Annotated in this window: 12 protein-coding genes and 1 pseudogene; 5 read left to right on the top strand and 8 right to left on the bottom strand. The window is 53.4% G+C overall.

Features of this window, described 5'->3' with window-relative positions; all coding sequences use genetic code 11:
• The first annotated feature begins 325 nt into the window (after positions 1-325).
• A complete protein-coding gene (locus ACODNH_RS23050) occupies positions 326-1,282 on the top strand; it encodes a bile acid:sodium symporter family protein (protein WP_434531907.1) in 957 nt (318 codons plus the stop codon).
• 1,129 nt (positions 1,283-2,411) lie between these two features.
• A complete protein-coding gene (locus tag ACODNH_RS23045) occupies positions 2,412-3,068 on the top strand; it encodes a lactate utilization protein (RefSeq protein ID WP_306710763.1) in 657 nt (218 codons plus the stop codon).
• A gap of 178 nt (positions 3,069-3,246) precedes the next feature.
• On the opposite strand, the gene ACODNH_RS23040 is transcribed toward ACODNH_RS23045, so the two are convergent.
• From ACODNH_RS23040 to ACODNH_RS23030, 3 genes are all read right to left on the bottom strand, one after another.
• On the bottom strand, positions 3,247-3,843 hold the full coding sequence (locus tag ACODNH_RS23040; RefSeq protein ID WP_306710765.1) for a TetR/AcrR family transcriptional regulator: 597 nt from the start codon (positions 3,841-3,843) through the stop codon (positions 3,247-3,249).
• 145 nt (positions 3,844-3,988) lie between these two features.
• Positions 3,989-6,481 (bottom strand): efflux RND transporter permease subunit, encoded by a 2,493-nt coding sequence (locus ACODNH_RS23035; protein ID WP_434531785.1) that lies wholly within the window; start codon positions 6,479-6,481, stop codon positions 3,989-3,991.
• A 27-nt stretch (positions 6,482-6,508) separates the two neighbouring features.
• Positions 6,509-8,443 carry a COG1361 S-layer family protein gene (locus ACODNH_RS23030; protein WP_434531784.1) on the bottom strand — a complete coding sequence of 645 codons (1,935 nt, stop codon included), beginning with the start codon at positions 8,441-8,443 and terminating at the stop codon, positions 6,509-6,511.
• A 493-nt stretch (positions 8,444-8,936) separates the two neighbouring features.
• Here ACODNH_RS23030 and ACODNH_RS23025 point away from each other — a divergent pair, with 493 nt between their 5' ends.
• Complete coding sequence (locus ACODNH_RS23025; RefSeq protein WP_306710771.1) at positions 8,937-9,536, top strand: TetR/AcrR family transcriptional regulator; 600 nt, start codon at positions 8,937-8,939, stop codon at positions 9,534-9,536.
• A 28-nt stretch (positions 9,537-9,564) separates the two neighbouring features.
• On the opposite strand, the gene ACODNH_RS23020 is transcribed toward ACODNH_RS23025, so the two are convergent.
• Positions 9,565-10,008 carry a hypothetical protein gene (locus ACODNH_RS23020; RefSeq protein WP_306710775.1) on the bottom strand — a complete coding sequence of 148 codons (444 nt, stop codon included), beginning with the start codon at positions 10,006-10,008 and terminating at the stop codon, positions 9,565-9,567.
• Positions 10,009-10,529: 521 nt separating this feature from the next.
• Here ACODNH_RS23020 and ACODNH_RS23015 point away from each other — a divergent pair.
• On the top strand, positions 10,530-10,886 hold the full coding sequence (locus tag ACODNH_RS23015; protein ID WP_434531783.1) for a HalOD1 output domain-containing protein: 357 nt from the start codon (positions 10,530-10,532) through the stop codon (positions 10,884-10,886).
• Positions 10,887-11,422: 536 nt separating this feature from the next.
• On the opposite strand, the pseudogene ACODNH_RS23010 reads toward ACODNH_RS23015, so the two are convergent.
• Together ACODNH_RS23010 and ACODNH_RS23005 are read right to left on the bottom strand one after the other, a co-directional pair.
• A pseudogene (locus ACODNH_RS23010) lies at positions 11,423-12,666 on the bottom strand (Cdc6/Cdc18 family protein).
• 796 nt (positions 12,667-13,462) lie between these two features.
• Entirely contained in the window at positions 13,463-14,056 is a 594-nt protein-coding gene (locus ACODNH_RS23005) for a helix-turn-helix domain-containing protein (RefSeq protein ID WP_306711226.1), read from the bottom strand.
• A gap of 152 nt (positions 14,057-14,208) precedes the next feature.
• Between ACODNH_RS23005 and ACODNH_RS23000 the strand changes: the two genes are divergently transcribed.
• Positions 14,209-14,895, top strand: a complete 687-nt coding sequence (locus ACODNH_RS23000; RefSeq protein ID WP_434531782.1) for an NADH-quinone oxidoreductase subunit B — start codon at positions 14,209-14,211, stop codon at positions 14,893-14,895.
• A gap of 24 nt (positions 14,896-14,919) precedes the next feature.
• On the opposite strand, the gene ACODNH_RS22995 is transcribed toward ACODNH_RS23000, so the two are convergent.
• Together ACODNH_RS22995 and gfo6 are read right to left on the bottom strand one after the other, a co-directional pair.
• Positions 14,920-16,134 (bottom strand): ABC transporter substrate-binding protein, encoded by a 1,215-nt coding sequence (locus ACODNH_RS22995; protein ID WP_434531781.1) that lies wholly within the window; start codon positions 16,132-16,134, stop codon positions 14,920-14,922.
• Between the two features lie 1,008 nt (positions 16,135-17,142).
• Positions 17,143-18,213 (bottom strand): D-xylose 1-dehydrogenase Gfo6, encoded by a 1,071-nt coding sequence (gene gfo6 / locus ACODNH_RS22990; RefSeq protein ID WP_306710784.1) that lies wholly within the window; start codon positions 18,211-18,213, stop codon positions 17,143-17,145.
• Positions 18,214-18,408: the final 195 nt, after the last annotated feature.

Below are 18,408 nucleotides of genomic sequence, written 5' to 3'. Positions count from 1 at the left end.
TTTCCGTCACGTTGCTGCGCGGTTTTGATGAATTTCGGTTACTACGCTGCTGGCGGAAGTCTTCAAATAGAAGTATGGGGTGGAATACGATGGAAAATTGAGCAACAAGATCTCTTTCGCAGTACAGCAACAGGAGTACTTATTCGCTCGAACATTTTGTCGAAGGTCGGTACCGACCTTGGTACCAACAATCGCATAGCTTACCGACGAACCACTTGCCGCCCCTCACCACGGGTCGGAATTCAGCATTATGACGGTCCAGAGTAAACTTTTTCTATGTTGTTCATCATCCAGATATGTGACTTCGATATCGACGCTTCGAGCGGTGAGTCGCGCTGCGAGCAAATACTTCGTTGTCTGGGTAATCATTCTGGCAGGACTCGCTCTTGTCAGGCCGGACCCGTTTGTCCCAGTTCTAAACTACGTGTCCCCGCTACTCGGGCTAATTATGCTTGGGATGGGTTTGACGCTCCAGCCGGCGGACTTTCGCCGGCTAATTGAGGAACCAGTGGATATTGGTATCGGCGCTGCCACGCAGTGGCTGGTGATGCCTGCCGCTGCGTACGGGCTGTATGTCCTGCTCGATCTTCCAGATGCGGTCGGTGTCGGCCTCATTCTGGTTGGTGCCGCCCCCGGTGGGACTGCATCGAACGTGATGACGTATCTCGGTCGGGGCGATGTGGCCCTTTCCGTCGCGATCACGACTCTCACAACCCTTGCAGCACCGATCGTGATGCCGGCCTGGGTGGTGCTTACTCTCGGTGAACAGATCAACGTCACTTTCGCGGAGATGTTTCAGAGCATCATTCAGATCGTCATTATTCCGGTGTTGTTCGGGTTCACGATCCGGTATCTGCTGGACCGCTATTCGCCCAAAGCCGCTGAAATCGGTACCGATGTGTTCCCCGTTATCAGTGTCGCCGCCATCGTCGCGATCGTCGCTGGCGTCGTTGGTGCGAACGTGGACAATATTCTCACTGCTGGTCTGCTTGTGCTGGTGGCAGTCGTTACTCACAACGCTATCGGACTCGGCTCGGGATACGGTGTCGGTCGGGCAGCCGGGATGCCGAAAGACCGCGTTCGGACCTGTGCGTTCGAGGTCGGGCTCCAGAACAGCGGGCTGGCCGTTGCGCTGGCGACGACCCTGTTTGATCCTGCGGCCGCACTCATTCCCGCACTGTTCAGCGTCTGGCACAACATCACGGGACCGGCGCTGGCAAGCTTCTTCAGCTGGCAGGACGAGGGGCAGAGATCCGTTGACGCTGTGCCGAGCGACGACTAAGAGAGCAACTACCTACTCAAAGACCAGCAGCTCGTTAGCAACTCGCTGAAATTCGAACGGGACCACTCGGTAGTCGGGTCGACGCCGCGCCACACCGCAATGACGGAGGCGCTCATCTTCCGGCAGAAAATAAGACCGGATGGTCTGGTAAATTTGTCGTGCAGCGACTCCAGGCCTGATGCCGTACCTGGCGCTGGAAGGTTGCCGCCATTTTCTCGAAAACGTCGTAGAGTTCGTAGTAGGTATCCTGTTCATTCCCAGAGGGTGTTCAAGGCCGAAACGGATCGCCGACGCAACAAGCGGGCCGGTGGCTGTTTCAATCTCCAAGATGTCGGAGTCCGCCCAGTCAGTGTACCGTTTTAATCTCCAAGGGTCGGTGAGATTGACATCGGGGTCGGCAGCGTAGAAGTTCGCCTTGTCGTAGCCGGACTCGGAGCCGCCGCCAGTGCCATGATGTCGTCCTCGTTGAAACGTACAACCGGGAGAGTATCGTAGAACTTCGGTGGCGCGCGTGCCATATCGGTCGCGGCGGTGGGCGGGGTGCCGAGTACCATCCCAATATCGAGGTATACGCTGGGAATGACAGTGTACGTCTCGGAATTTCTTCGAACGTGAACGTTCGAGTCGCTATACGTCGTCCGTTCTCTGCTCAGGATTATCGGCGGTTGGAAACGCCGAACGAGTGCTGACATCGTGGGCAGTGATAGCGGGTCGTTCGTTCGGTGCTCGAAACATCCCAGTCTCCACCGACCATCCCGCTCTCAAAATCACAGTCCGGACAGAACAGTACCATCTTCGAGAGTGTCCCAGTAGTGTCTGTAGTTTCCTTCCGTGCCATTTGCATTGATAGTGTAACATGATGAATGGAGAGCAATATATGCTACCCCCCGGTTTTCAGCAATTGATATCACAGCCACCCCTGCTGTGTACGGACAGAGTCGAGTCCGACCGCATCGGGGAAGGAACGATTTGAATCCAGAGAACGGTGTTCACAGAGGTTCCAGCCGCATATTACAGCCTGTCTGAGGATGGAGTATCACCGATGTAACTACCTGACACCGGTGTCCGCGAGGATTTTTGGGCTAGGTACGCCTTCGTGTTGATGCTGATACACCTACCGCCAAAGAATATGTCTCAACAGAAATCAGATTACGTAGACGACGCGGATATCGACGAATCACTGGACGAACTGCCCTCCGAAGAAACCATCGAGGAGACCGTCGAGAACTTGGAGGCAAACGGGTTCGAAGTCATCGTCGTTGACTCGGCCGATGATGCGCTCGCGGAACTGCAATCACTCATTCCGGCAGAAGCGTCTGTCATGAACGGCCACTCAACGACACTCGAAGAGATCGGGTTCGACGAGTACCTGAGTGATGGGGACCACGATTGGGAGAGTCTTCCCGACAAGATCTGGAGTATCGACGACGACGCAAAGCGCCAAGCTGCCCGGCGGGAGTCACAAACGGCCGACTACTTCCTCGGGGGCATCAACGGCATTTCCCAGACCGGTGAACTCGTCGCGGCGGATCGTTCGGGAAGCCGCATCGGTGCGTATCCGTTCGCGGCCAGTAACGTCGTCATCGTCAGTGGCGCGAACAAGATCGTGCCGACGCTCGAGGACGCGCTCGACCGACTGGAAACTGTCGCGTACCCTCTGGAAAACGAGCGTGCGAAGGAGGCCTACGGCGTCGACTCCGCGATCGCCAAGCAACTCATCCTCCGCCAGGAGCTCGAAGAGGATCGCACGACCGTTGTTCTCATCCGCGAACACCTCGGCTACTAGCTGCAGTAATTCGGGGCTGAACGGTGTCGGCTCCGCTACCCTTCCTTTCAGGTTAGAAATACACTATCGAGAAACAGCAGTTGTCGATACTTTCCCAGCCTTCGTAGTCTCCGGGAGGACATCCTGTTAATCAGCTTGATAAAATTGTGTAGCAGAAATAGTTGATAACTGACAGGAGCTACGAAACCAGATGCGAATCGATATACGAGAACAGAGACGCTTTCGCTGCGGTCGTCGCGGCTTCACGGTTGGTCGTGAGGCGGCTATACATGGTTCCTTTAATCGTTGCTAGAATATGCTCGGCCGCGTGCGTCGGATCGACATCGCGAAACACATCCGCATCAACGCCCCGGCGAACAATTTTTTCGATGATTGTAACGAGTCGAGTATCGATTTCGGTGAACTGCTCGCGAAATACCGCCCGTTCCAGCGCTTGTGGGGAGAGCGTGACTAAAACGCTGTGTAGCTGGCGTTTCTCCTCCGTTAGCTGGCACGGGAGGAGTGTTCTGATGATGTGGTTGAGGTCTTCTTTCGGGTCGTCACCGATGCTGGTCGTGATTGTCGCCTCGAATCGGTCAACGGTGAATCTGAGAAACCGAAGTAGCAGTTCGTCTTTTGAGTCGTAATAGTGGTATATCGTCGACTTAGCCTTGTCAAATTCATCAGAAATACGCGATATCGAGAGCTCAGCGTACCCGCTGTTAACAAGCGCTCTGTGAGTTGCGTGCATAATTTCCTTTTCAGTTGCGCACAGTGCGTCGCTCTCTTTAGTCATAGAGACAGTCGTCCCCCCTGACTGTAGCTGGGCTGGCGGTACGGTATCGCTTGCTCGAAGGCAGTACCCGAACGATTCTGACCAACTCGTTCAGTTTGGTCACGGCGGGCCTCAGGTGAGCAGGAGCCGAAGTGAGTGGACCGCATTAGTTTGCGCTCCGCGATTGGCGCGACGAGAGCAGTTCCCCAAGCGGTCCCCGGCTGCGGTCCCAGATGACGATCGAGGTCGGAAGCACCAGTATGGACGCTGTGAACGAGTAGAGGACACTGAGGGCGATCAACAACCCGAACTGACCCAAGATCGGGACGACCGCGAGGACGAGCACTCCAGTGCCGGAGGTCGTGGTGACCATACTGCCCGCCAACGCGCCACCTGTTCCCCGGACGCTAATGTCGAGTGCTTCAAGCAGCTGGGTGTCGCCACGGTACTCCTCAGAGAACCGATGGACGAGGTGGGCGGAGTAATCGATACCGAGCCCGATTCCGATCGATAACGTCGTTCCGGTGAGGACATTAAATGGGATATCCAGATATCGCATTGTCGCAGCCAAGGCGGCAATGGTGAGCAGTATCGGGATGAGGTTCGCAATCCCAAGTCCGGGACGGCGTTCGAGGAGCCAGTACGCGAACAACAGGAACACTGCAGACGCGAGGATGGCGAGACCCAGGCTCATGTACGCCGATTCTGCGATTACATCCGAGACGGCTTTGAGTACCACAACGCTGCCGGTTGCGGTCGCCTCCATCCGGAACTCATCAGCAACGGCCCTTGTGTCGTCTGTCACTTCCTGTTGACTCGCATCGGACTCAACAGAGTACACGATTCGCGTGCGCGTATAGTCGTCAGTCATGTACGATGCCGCGCGGTCACCGTACGGTGAGTCATACAGCGCGTTGTAAATGGTCGGAAGGTTCTGGTCGGGGACGCCGTTACCGTTCTGATCGTTCTGTGCGACGAGTTGTCGGAACTCCGGTGAATCACGCTCGTAACGGTTAATCACCGTAAGGATGCTTGTCGAATCTGCACTCCCACCGGCTGTGACAAAGGAGCCCGGTGGGTCCCGATTCGCTCGGTATATCTCCTCTAGCGCTGTTCCGTCCTGCATCGATCCTTCGACGTATATCGTTACTGTATCACTCTCGCCGCTCTCGAAGTTGTCCTCAAGATAGTTTATCTGTTTCGTGACTGTGTACTCACTCGGAGCCACAGCTTCCGGCAGGACCTCGACGTATCCGGGGTTCTCCTCCGGTGGGAGGAAGTCCTCAGTGGTAAACCGGGTATCGATTCCAGTTCCATACGCCCCCATAGCCGCCGTAGAGACCAGTACGAGGGCAAAGAATACATACGGGGCTCGGCGAGCGACTGTGACACCGACAGTCAGCGATTTACCGACTGCGGAGTCCTCAGAGCCAATGGGAGCGGTACTGAATTCGGGGAGATCATATCGCACCCGCTGCTGGTCCATGAAGTGCTTCAACGCCGGCAGGAAGATACCGAAGATGAGAAACGTAAATAGGATTCCGACGCTGGCGACAAACCCGAGGTCGCGGATCGGACCGAGCTGACTGGTCCCGTTGGCGGCGAATCCCAGCACTGTCGTGCCAGTCACGATGAAAAACGCCGGGAGTAACTGGTCTGTCGCGGTCCGCATTGCAGGCGTCGGTTCAATGCCCTCGACGCGTTCCTCACGATATCGATTCACGGCGTGAATCCCGAAGTCGATTCCAACGGCGAGAAGCAACGGCGGGACTGTGATCAACATCTGCGTGAAGGGGATACCGGCCCATCCCATGAACCCGAATGTCCATATAATTGCCATCGCTAGGGAGATGAGGCCAATGAGTAGATCAAACGGGTCCCGGTACGCGATAATGAGGAAGAACAGAATCAGGACCACGGCAGCTGGGACGACGAGTCCCAGCGAATCAGAGATGACACTGCTCAGTTCTGCAGAGATGATCCCACTGCCGAAGACAGAGATATCACCGTCGACCGAGCTGACGATAAACTCAGCTTCCTGCTGAATGGGCGTCAGTGGTGATGTCCCCTCTGTCCCGGCACTGCTTGAGACACCTGGCACCTCGTGTGTCACAGTCGTCAGTGTTGCCGATGCCGACGGATCTTCCGTGTTTAGGTCGTTGCTGAGAAGTCCTGCAACTGCCGGCTGGCGCTCGAGCGTCGTTCGAGTGGCCGATTTGATTTCCGACTGTGAGGCTGCTTCTACGGCATCGATCTGTTCAGGCAGTGTCTCCGCCTCCGGGTCAAGCGTCTGTGCGACGGCCTGTGCGACACTCGTCGTTCCGACAACGTCCTGTGATTCGCGCTGTGTCAGCCGATTCTGGGCCTCCAGCATATTGAGGATCGCTGGCTTCGAGAGGACGTTCTGGTCCTTCTGAATTAGCGTCGTAGAGCCGGTCCCTTCACCGAACGGTTCGCGCTCGAAGTTGTCGTTGACCTCGTCGAAGGCTTCCTGTGCAGGAACGCCGTCGGTGAACTGTGATGTCCCAGAGTCGGTTGCGGTCATGCCGAACCCTGCCGACAGAATGAGGGTCATCACGATGAACGCAGCAACGACTGTCTTGTCACGGTTGACAATCCAATCGTCTAGGACGTCGATATATTTCTGGTAGTCTAACATTGTGACATATACGTTAGCCTCGGAGACTTACTGTCGGCTGTACCAGACCGCACCGCCAACGACTACGAGGAGTCCAACACCACCGATCAGCCACAGTGGTGTCCCGCCGCCTCCAGACTGGTCCGTGACTTCTATCGGGAGACTGTAGGTGTCTGAAACCCGTTTGTCCCCGTCAGGCGTCTCATACTGGAAGTCAAGATTGAGCGGATACGTCTTGTCCAGCGCATTACTTCCCGCTGAGAGCTGGATGGAGACCGTTTCTGACTCACCGGGCTCCAACTCAGCGATAAACGTTTCATCGTCACTGCTGCTGAGCGGGTCATTGACGAACGCCTTCCCCTCAATGCTGCTCAGCGTCTTGTCTTTCGTATTCGTTATCGTAAACGTAATTGAGCGGTCTTGTCCCACACCGAGCGTTGAATTCTGCACTTCGATGTCGAATTCGTCCTGACTGCCATCGACTGTTGAACGAACCTCAAGTGTGTCTGCGTCAACCCTGTCACCGTTATCGTCGCGATAGCTCACGCCGAAGTCAAACTGCCGAGCGCCTGCCTCCGCGCTGTTAGACACGTCAACGCCAAAGCTGAAGTTGGCTGATTCGCCCGCATCGAGATTTCCGACAGCGTACTGCGTCTCTTTTGGCGATAGCGTCGATTGCTGGCTTTCCCACGCGATGACAACGTTCTCGACATCACGCGTTCCGGTGTTTGTGAGGGTTGCACTCAGTGATCCGTCTTCGCCGGCCTGAAGTGAGGTATCAATATTAGACACGTCGAAGTTCTGTTCAGGTGCCGGGCTGAGGCTCAACTGTACATCGTCATAGGTGCTGGTATCGCCCTCTTGATCATCGTACTGGACGTTGGCCGATAGCGCGTAGCTTCGTTCCTCAGCATCGGGGCTCGCTGTTGTATCGACTCGAACGGTCCGAACTTCACCGGGTTCCCAGTCGCCCACATAGGCTATTGTTGAGGAGCTCTTGCCGAACGTTATATCGGCGTTCTGTGAGACAAACGTGACAGATGCGTCATCAACGGTCAACGGGCCCGTGTTGCGGAGTTGAACCTCGTACGTTCCCGTGTTGCTGACGGCGACAGAACTGCTTGAATTGACGACCGAAAACCGCTGTTCCGGATCAGGTTCGACCGCGACAGATTGTCCGACTGATTGTGTTCGGAGGCCGTCCTCGTTGTCAAATGCGACCGACAGCTCAAACCCGTATGGCTCCGGCTCTGCGGATTCAGCGGAACTTACACGATAGTTGAACGTTCGGACTTCACCCGGCTCCCACTTATCAACAAACCGTGAAGTCGCCTCGCCACCACTTACTTCGAGGTCTTGATTCTGAGATGCCAGCGTTACCGCGGCGTCCCGTGCAGAGCCGTCTCCAGTATTCTCGACGCTAACCGCCACCGTGCCTGTAGAGTCAACACGGGCATTTGATTCAACATCAGTCACATTGAATGTGGCGTCATCGGTGACATCGATTTCAATGTCAATAGTTCGGGTCTTCGTCTCTTCGTCCCGTGATCCTGTTCCTTCGGAAATGTAGCTCGTGTGCTTGTAGTTTAGTTTCAGTTGTGCCTCGTACGTTTCAGAGGAAGCGTCGTCATCCACGCTGATATCAAACGGCACTGTCGCCTGCGGTCCGGTTTGGAGCGTGCCAATACTTCGCTTCGAGTTCTTGACCGATATCGGCGCGTCGCCAGAAATAAGTTTCACAGTGAGTCCTTTTGCCGTGGTTACCTCACTGTTTAACGCCGGGTTCTGGGTGGAGCCGCTGTCAAGATCACCAGTGTTGACCAGCGAAATTTCTATTGTCTTTTGCTCACCAAGGGAGACAGTGTCGTCTTCAAGCGTTGCAACGATATCGGGGCTCCCAACAATCGCAGCGGTTGCCGTTCCGCTAGTTACGACAACGCCAACTACGGCCAGGAGTAGCAGCTTCTGTGCGTTAGATGCCATATTAGTAAGACTTCCATTCAATCCGCGGTTCGTTAGTAGTCGTAAACGGCTTCGAAATTCTTCGGTTACCAGTCGTCATGTTCCTGTAGTTGACTAAACGTTCAATCACATATAGTGCTTTCGTATCTCCCGGGGTCGGATCGGAACATCCAATCAATCACAGTCCGCGCTGCTCGATTTCGGTTCTTCGGTCTATTTGCCTCAGAACGGCCGTAAAGGCCCCAAGTGGACTTAGAGAGACGATACACAAATCGATATACGAACACGGAGAACTGGAATGCAGTCCAGTTTACCCCTTGATGTAGGAGGCAACAGTACGCTTAAGTTTATTGAATGTATAGTCAACAGTATAGCTATCTACGAACAGCTGCCCCGACTCAATCCAGTGATAAAAACGAGATCCCAGACTGGCCACGTGGCCGACAACGAGGAAACAGTAAAACCGTGAGTCATTTGAACCGTACCGCTCAAGCAGGGAACGGTCGATGTAACGATGACTAACGAGATATCCTTTTTCAGGAACCCGGATGGAACCCGCGAGGAGATCCTCGAGGCTACTTTCTATGCACTGCGTCGACACGGATACGCGGATTTGACTATCTCAAAGATAGGCGATGAGTTCGGGAAGAGTCAGTCGCTGATATACCACCACTACGATAATAAAGACGAGTTGCTGGTAGATCTTCTTGATTACATGCTTGAGCAGGTCGAAAACCAGGTTCCGCTTCCCAACCAGTCCCCTGAAGCGTACATTGACGTAATCGTCGACGAAATATTTGGGACCAGCAGCAACAGTGATATCGAGTTTTCCCAGGCTGTGATTGAGCTGCGAGCGCAGGCAGCACACGACGAGGATTACAACCGTCTCTTTCGCAGGAGTGATGACTTTATTCGAAAGCAGATCGCCCGTGTCATCCAAGCGGGTGTTGATGCCGGCGCATTTGCTGTCGAAGACCCATCGCAGACAGCCGCACTGTTCCACACGGTTTTAGTTGGGATCCAGGCGGAGCGGATTACCAGCGACGAGGACACAATCGACGACGTGAGAGCCGAATTTCGGCGGTATATCGAGAACTGTCTACTCTCCGAGTAGCCCCGCCAAGTCACGTCTAGCTGAACGATTAACTGCCACCGTCAGCCATCGTGCCGCCACCGGGCATCGACTGGCAGTCTTCTTCGGGTTTCTGGATCGGGTCAACCGTACCCCATGAATGGAAGTCCCACCGCATTGACTCGCCTTCAATGCGTCGCGGATATCCGGAGTCCGCGAGGATATAGTATGTCAGCGGCTCCTGAGAGCCTCCCTGAGAGATTTCATACACCAGCACTGCCTCACCATCGATAGTATCCCGACCGGCCGGCGTGATTTCCGGGTTTTCCTCCGGCTGATCGGAGAAACGGCCTGGATCGACCGCGTCACGATTCATCCCCTGTTGCATCGTTCCCTGGAGACACTGCCCTCCAGTAACAGTGTACGTGCTGTTCCCAATGTAATACATCTCCATCTGTTGTCCCTGCTGGTCGAACGACCAGTACATATCCCCTTGATAGAAACGGCCAGACATCTCGACGGTCCGCCCTCCAGACTGGACTGTGGCTATCATCGCATACGAATCGGGGAATCGTGTAACCTGACCGAACTGTGTCGATCTGTCGTCGTTACCGCGAGCCGTTGATTTATCTGTAGTGGTTGTCGAGGCTGAGTCAGGCGTTGGTTCGGCACCGCCACCACTCTCGGTTTCACCAGGGCCACCGCTTTGACTGCTGCCACAACCGGCAAGTACAGTCAAGCCCGAACACACGGCTCCGAGTAGCTGCCGCCTGTGTAGTTGGTGCATGGATACAGACATCCTCAACTGACGTGTACCACACAAAATACCATGTTTATTGTTACCATTTGTGTGCCAATCTGGCTGTAAGTCGGATCGGCGTATGTGTATGGGCTGACTGCTGAAGGCTGTATAGCTATATAGTATAGCTGATTCGAGTAGATATGAATTCAACCCAGTCAGATTGGAGAAGGTAAATATCGTACCCGAATATTCATACATGTATTATATATGCATTCCAGTTGTTTGCTAGATGGATGGCCGACAACAGCCAGAATCATGAGGCTGACCAGGATGCGGGCCTATTCGCGGCGACAAGCGGCACCCCAACTGAAGTTCGGTACGACCCAACTGGCGATCAAGAGCTTGCTGCAGTTATTGTTCAAGCCATCGCCGACCAGACGAGAACAGAAACGTATCATGAGTCTCCACTGCACGACTACATTGATGTCGGTGCAATTGAGACACTACTGTTCGGCACGCAGCCAAACGAGTTAACCGGATCAGCGACCCAGACCATCACGTTTCAATACCGAAACTTTCTGGTGACAGTTCGCGCTGACGGAGTAATCCAGTTGTCGGGCACTGACAGTTGCAGTCCAAGACGGAACTAATCGCAGGGCTATAGGACATCTTAGCCGGTCTGATAGCTTCTCTGTGTGTATACCTCACTGACGATCAATCTCAGAGTCTTCACTTACTGAGTTGGAGAATCTCACATCATCAAACGGGAACACCACGACAGGCTGCAGTAATCAGGCCTGTAAAACTGTGCAGACAGAGGATTTACGGGATGACCAGATGAAAGATCCGATTCATGTAGTAGGCGAGATCGTTTTGAATTTTCGAACAAGCAATCATTTGACGGGGAAAACTACTATCCAGCCATTCCTTCCTGAAAGATGGTTTTGAATACACACATCACACGTATTTGATTCTCAAAAGCAATATCAGTAGATTTCACAGGAAGTATAGTCGCAGCAACGGGAGAATCGTCACTATGAGACACCACCGTGTCCGGAGTTATTCGCGCTACTAAAGTAAAAATAGACGATTCCAATTGTCGGCGACGACACCACTGTGTCCGCTGTTCTATATCCTGAAAACCACTCCGTATTAGTCGGTTTCGACACCACCATGTCCGCTGTTCCTACGTGGACTGGAAGTCCGAGAGTGTCGCTTCGCTGTCAACAAGGTTAGTGACGGATTTGTGGATTCCAACATCATCAACAGTCTTCTCAAGCGCCGCGAGAATCATTTCCGGATCCATCTCGAGAGAGTACTCACGGCAGGTCCCTCCACGCCGTCCCTCGTTCCGCTCGATTGCCGAGATGATACCCAACATCGACAACTCACCGAGGTGGTCACGCATCCGGCGTGGAACAAGGGGGTCGATCCCTGCTTTTTCCGCGAAGTTCGTGTATCGAGGTCTGATATCCCGTGTTCGGGCCGGCGTCTTCCCTTCCTGATCAAGTGTCACCATCGCGTATACGACCAGATGACCGTGTTGGGTCAGTCCCGAAATACCTTCCTGAATCCGGCCCCGTTCCAGAACGTCGCGTGCCTCCCGAACAAGGTCTTCTGAAATCGTGTCTGTGTCTTATCCCGGGCCAGATCGCCCGTTTTCATAAGCAAGTCAAGTGACTGTCGTGCGTCACCAGCGTCTTTCGCACCGTACGCAGCGCACAACTCGATGACGCCGTCTTCGAGGACACCGTCATGGAACGCTACGTCAGCGCGTTGTTGTAGGATCTGTATCAACTCCTTCGCGTCGTATGCAGGGAACTGGATTTCCTCTTCACAGAGTGAGCTCTTGACTTTTGGGGAGAGGTCATCACGGAAAGAGAAGTCGTTCGAGATGCCGATGATCCCAATCTTCGCAGAACTAAGGTTTTCATTTGCTCGCGCACGCGGGAGTTGATAGAGGATACTGTCGTCTTCGATGTGATCAACTTCGTCGAGAACAATATAAATAGTACCACCACAGGAATCGAGTTCGGTCCACAGCATATCATACACCGTCGCGCGGGGATATCCTGTCGTACTGATCTGGCTCGTTTCGTCCCTGAATTCGTTGACGAGTCGGGTAGCGATTTGATAACTACTGGAGAGGCCATCACAGTTTAACATCTTCACCGTGAGATCGATATCCTCGTACTTTGCTGCGTCTTCTTCGAGATGATCGATTAGATACCGCGTGCCAGCAGTCTTCCCAACCCCCGTCTTACCGTATAAGAAGATATTGTTGGGCTGCTCACCGTTGATTACGGGCTGGAGAGCGGCTCGATACCGGTTTAGCTCGGTATCACGCCCGACGAGATTATCAGGCTGGTAATCTTCTCGAAGAGCGTCCCGATCCAAGTAGATCTCGGTGTCGCGTTCGAACATCCCCATAGTCGTTGCTTGACGTATTGGAAGGAACATATATAAAACCACCCCCATCCGCAGTGTCCGGAGCGTCCGCTGTTCTTTTCTTTATAAAGAATTGGCGAGACTCTCCCACCCCACTATGTCCGCAGTAACCAGAGAAGGGTGGGAGGGGGTGAAAGAAAGGAAGCATAAATTATAGAAGGGTTTATTACAGTCTATGAAGAACTAGACCGTAATGCAATTTGATAGCTGTAAGCGACAGCACTATAGTATTACTCTAGAGCATTCCTAGCCTAGGCAAACCATATTTCACCCCAAAAATTGCTGTTTCTCTCTCCCCCTCTCGCCTCATCGCGAAGAACAGCGGACAAAGTGGGGTGGGAGTGTTCTCTCCAATTACTGACCGAGTTTGCGACTCTCAGACTCCCTTTAAGCGATTCATAGCATTTCTATTGTCTAAGCACACACCGCTGTGTCCGCTGTTCTCCTCTCTAACCCACCAGAACAGCGGACATCGTGGCGTTATTCCGTCGTAGCCACACCACGATGTCCGCAGTAACTGACCCCGACTTCTCAAGCGCTCAGTAGAACAGCGGACATCGTGGCGTCCACTTAGAGTTATGCGCTGTCTTCTTCGGTCAGACGCCACAATGTCCGCAGTAATTCGGCAGTAGATACTATCTAATACGGTGTTACTGCAGACACTGTGGTGTTCTCAATGACCAACAATCCACTCGCTACGTTCTACTGCTTTCCATCCGTTCAAGCAATTCAAACACGGGAGTGGCGCACTGATATCTAACTGCCTCTGTGGTAGCTGTCATCTGAACACGCGTTCAACAAGCTGTGCCTCCGCTTTTCTGAGATGATTCGATGCAGTACTTGGGGCACAACCGAGTTCTTCGGCAACGTCCTTGACGCTCCCGTTTCGTGGGACGTCGTAGTAACCAACTTCCTGTCCTGCGGCGAGTGCCTCGCGCTGGCGTGAAGTAAGGCCGCTGGCGAATGTTCCGGGACTGGCATCGTATTCGCCGACTTTCCGGACAGTTACCGTAATTCCGTCGGGGAGTGCATTTCGGACCTGTTCGAGAGCGGCAGGCTCCCCGACGACATCGAATAACACTACCCCATGCGGTCGGTAGGCAATCGGCGGGACCACCATTAGCGTCGGCTGTTCGAACGCCGTGTAGAACTGCTGTGATTGGTCGGTCTCTTGGCCACGGACAAATGCGTAGAACGCCTCGTCGCGAACGGGTGTAATATCGTAGCTTTCCATGGTTTCGACAGCAGAAAGCGCCGATTCGTAGGGATCGCGATCGCCGACGACATAGAACAACGTATAGGCAATTCCGTCTTCGACGCCGACTTTCCATGTAACGAGCCATTCGCGCTTGATTGCCTCACTTTCGGTTATAAAGCGGTGCATCGGACGCTGATACTCCGGTGCATACTGAATCTCCAAGCGGAGATATCTCACAGGCGAGTCTTGGAGGTGGCTTCTAAATAAAGACACTAGTGTGTACGACAGTTCGCGTATTCGCCTCCACTATCTATCACCATCTGGTCATGAGTAGTGATCGGCGAAATGTGGACGATGCACAGTCTGCTGAGCGGGCACGCTGCGGCAGAAACACGAACAACCGATTTAATTCTACACTTCGAGAGGTGCTTGGTTCATCCCCGTTCATACTCACGAAATTTGACTCGTTCATGAACTGGGTTCGGGGGTCTTCCATGTTCGTGCTGCAGTTCGGCATCGCCTGTTGCACCATTGAAATGATGGGCACTCTCGCAATGAAACATGACCTTGACCGCTTTGCTGCCGGAGTCCCTCGGGCGTCACCGCGACAGGCGGATCTGATTATCGTCCCGGGGACCATTGTTTCGAAGTTCGCGCCGCGGATGAAGCGCGTCTACGACCAGATGCCCGAGCCGAAGTTCGTCGTTTCGATGGGATCCTGTACTATTTCCGGTGGCCCGTTTCAGGAAGGATACAACGTGATCAAAGGTGTAGAGCAGGTCATCCCGGTCGATATCCACGTGCCGGGCTGTCCGCCACGTCCCGAGGCACTCATCTACGGCGTCGCCAAACTGCAAGAGCGAATCGCTGAGGGTGAGTCCTCGCCGGTAACGGTCAAGCCATACGAACTGGAGCGGTTCGACAATCTCGAACGGGATGAAATCGTAGATAAACTCGCAAGTGAAATCGACGAGGACGACCTTGTCATGCGGTACGACTGGAATGCGCCATAGGCTTCGGACGCCGGCTTGACTACACTATCCGTCAGTAATGATCTTGGCAACCCGGTCACGGCTGAAAAGCTGTTCATCCGTCGGGATCTCCGGGTAGTGATCTCCGTTTTCATAGGTTGGCCACTCACCAAAGATCTCTGGGTAGAGTTGTTTCGCGGTCATCTCGATCTGGAACAGATTCATGATCGGGCCGTGGTATCGCATTCCGTGTGCGTACACACGGTCGGCTTGGACTGCGGCGAGCTCTTTCCCAACGCTGTGTGATGTGAGGCTTTCACGGACATCGTCCATGTTGTAGCGCGGTGTCATTCCCCAGAGGTGGAGGATTACATCAGGGTCTGCCGCCAGCATTGTTTCATAGCCGACCGAACCCCAGAGACCGTCCCACGTTGCATCCTCGAAAGCATCGTTGGCTCCGAGCGGACGCGTGTCGGCGAGCCAGAAGCCAGGGCGGTTCAGGTGATACGTCCAAAACTGGCCGTCGCCAAGTGTAACCCGAACCGCTGTCGGTCGGTCTTCTTCGGGTGGAAGGTCCATCTGGATGGTATTTATGAGCTCATTGTGAACGGCTCTGAGCTGTTGGTAACGCTTTCGCTCCCGAAACACGGTGGCAACACGACCGAAAAGTTCCCACAGCGTGTAATACTGGTAGTTCCCACTGTAGGGTTCCTGCGGGTCACCGTGTGTTCCGCTGTAGAAATTTCCGAAAAAGGGTCCAATGTTGTCGACAATTTCCTCGATATCGCCCATATTCCAGTTCTCTTGGGTAATCGCCCATGCAGGATCGAGGAAGTGAACGTCGCTACCGAGGCTGTAGAAGAACTCCTTGCTGAAATTATCGTAGGGATTCGGAAGGTCTTCCCACTCAAAAGAGACACCAGAAAGTCTCTCGTAGTAGTGGTTCATTGCTGGCCCAGCCATATCCGGTACGAACATCGAATTGACCGCGTTACCGTGATTGAGCGCAACTAACATATCTGCATACTGATTGTACATCGTGAAGACGTTCTCCGGGACGGAGTCGAATTCGACTTCCCCGACAGGAGAAAGTGAGGCAGTGTAGAGGCCGCTATCTGATGGGGTTGATGTGCCCGTTTCACCACTGTCCGATGTAGCTGTACTGGATGGTTCGCCACCGTCACTGGAACAGCCAGCGAGTATCGACGTGCCAAGCAGCACACTACTGCCGGAAAGGTAGTCGCGCCGTGTGAGACTACCCGTGTCGCCTGTCTTATCCATATTTTAGGTTGTCCTAATCCTGTGTATATGACTTTCGAATTAATCGGACATCTGCAGCTAGGTATACGAAAGGATCTTGACGGTGAGGAAGAAACCAAGTCCGAATGCGGTGAGATACAACCACGCTCCCGACGACAACGTTGATTACTGACAGGGCGACCCAGAACACCCAGACAGCACCACTACTCACCGAGGACGTTCCATGATGACTCCCGAACGGCGGGTTACGCATCGTCAGCTCCAGTTAGCCTCCGACAGGTAATCGGTTCCACTGTGGATGTTCTGTGCCTTGCTTGCAGTACGAGTGACTGACCACGTTATTACTGCAGTAGATGTTGATCAATTTCAATCTGTGACAGAATTCCTCGGTATTTTGCTGTGCCTACTATATCTCCCCACTTTTTACTTGTAAACATACCACCGCATAATCTCTATAGGACAAATACGATCATAACAGTGGTAACGGCAAAAAATGAGTATGCGGGGGTCAAAATATCAGGCTGGAATAGATAACTTTGAAACCATACTCGTCATTTATATCTACAGATAGTAATATCTTGAAGATAGGTTGACTTAGATGATAACAGATAGGTAAATTCAACCCTATATGGTGCCTGTAGAATCAAATCAGTAAGGCTCTATATCAAACACAATTGTCAATACACGGCTTTCGAGGGTTTGTCGAGCTCGCTGGGATATATATAACATCTGTACAGATGTTATTACGCTCCGGCTTTATGCCTAGGCCACAGCTTTTTAAATGACACCTGGTGCGCTGTATTGTAAATCTTCGTTAGGCCTCTCAGCTAACTATGGCTCGCAAAAACAGATCTTCAATCCCGGATAGGTGAGCGGAGTGGTGCCTCTTCTGGAAATCCATTCGAAATACTATCTGTGATCACGCTGTACTCAGTCCTGACTGGGATGACATAACAACCGTTATCGGCACATAACTCAGTCTCAAGACAATGAGCCAGCGGTGGGATTAGATAAATCCGAACGATTCTGTTACAGCTCGACGATATCGCCGCTCTCCGCGGCTTCGTGAATTGCTCGGATAACTCGCATATCTTGGAGCCCATGGCGGCCGTCCGGGACAATGTCAGCGCCAGTCAGAACGCGATCAGCGAAGTAATCGAACTCCTCCCGCATTTCGTCCTCTGCGTCAACGTTCTCGTGTTCGACAGTTACTGTGGTCTCGTTCCGAGACAGGTGGAGGTTTACTTTCCCGTGGAATGCTGGACGGAGCTCAATCTGCCCGTCCGTTCCAGTTATCTTCAATTGCGTATCACTGTGGGCGTTCTGGCTATCGGTCGTAACCATCTTCACACCGTCTTCGAGCACAAGCAATGCCCCAGAGCGCTCATCAGGCACGTCTTCGAAGGCCTCTCCATGAGATTCCATCTGTGACTGCACCGCCAGTGGTTCTCGTTCGAGCAAGAAGCGAGTCGTATTAATCGAGTAAATCCCTAGGTCCATCACTGAGGTGCCATATCCTGACAGGTCCGGATCGAGCCGCCACTGGTCTGTGTCCGGATTCATTTCAAGCAATGGCTGGCTGTTGTTGCCGTAGACGGATACTGGCTCGCCGATGAATCCGTCTTCGATGAGTTCTTTTGCACGCCTGACCGCGGGGTCAGTCTGCATTCGATAGGCAATCATCAGCGGCACAGCGGCGTCCTCACATACTTCAACCATTTCCTCCGCCCGTTCGACTGTTGACTCCATCGGTTTCTCACATAGGACTGCCTTGTCTAACTCCGCGGCTGTCTTTGCGTATTCTAGGTGCAAAGCGTTCGGTGTCCCAATGTAGATGGCATCAAACGCGTCGGACACCTCCCCGTCATGGAACTCTTCGTAACTGATCCCATGGTCCACACCGTTCTCGTTGGCGAGACGTTTAGCTTTCTCCGAGGAACTACTCACAAACGTCGTGACTTCACCCAGATCAGAGTCTTGGATTGCGGGGAACGCTAGATCGATTGTCCACCAGCCGAGGCCCAATAGTGCGTACCGGACCGTTCCGTCCGTTGTAGTTTCCCAGTCACGCTCGTTATAGGTGTCAACCCAATCTTTCATACGAATTTGTTTTAAACGCTCAGCGCTAAAAACTTCGGATTCCGGACACGCAAACACCACGCTGGCAGTAGAAACACGTAGACTTTCGGTACAACTCCGACCGACCGAGTCCTTCTTGATGGCGATACTTGATGGTGTTCCTGGTTTTGATCGATTCCGCGTTTGATCTGCTGGCGAGTGAATTGATGCCGCCGG

Origin of the sequence: Haloarcula sp. NS06 (assembly GCF_051122755.1) — an archaeon.
Lineage (GTDB): Archaea > Halobacteriota > Halobacteria > Halobacteriales > Haloarculaceae > Haloarcula.
This window is presented reverse-complemented; position numbering and strand designations above follow the sequence as displayed.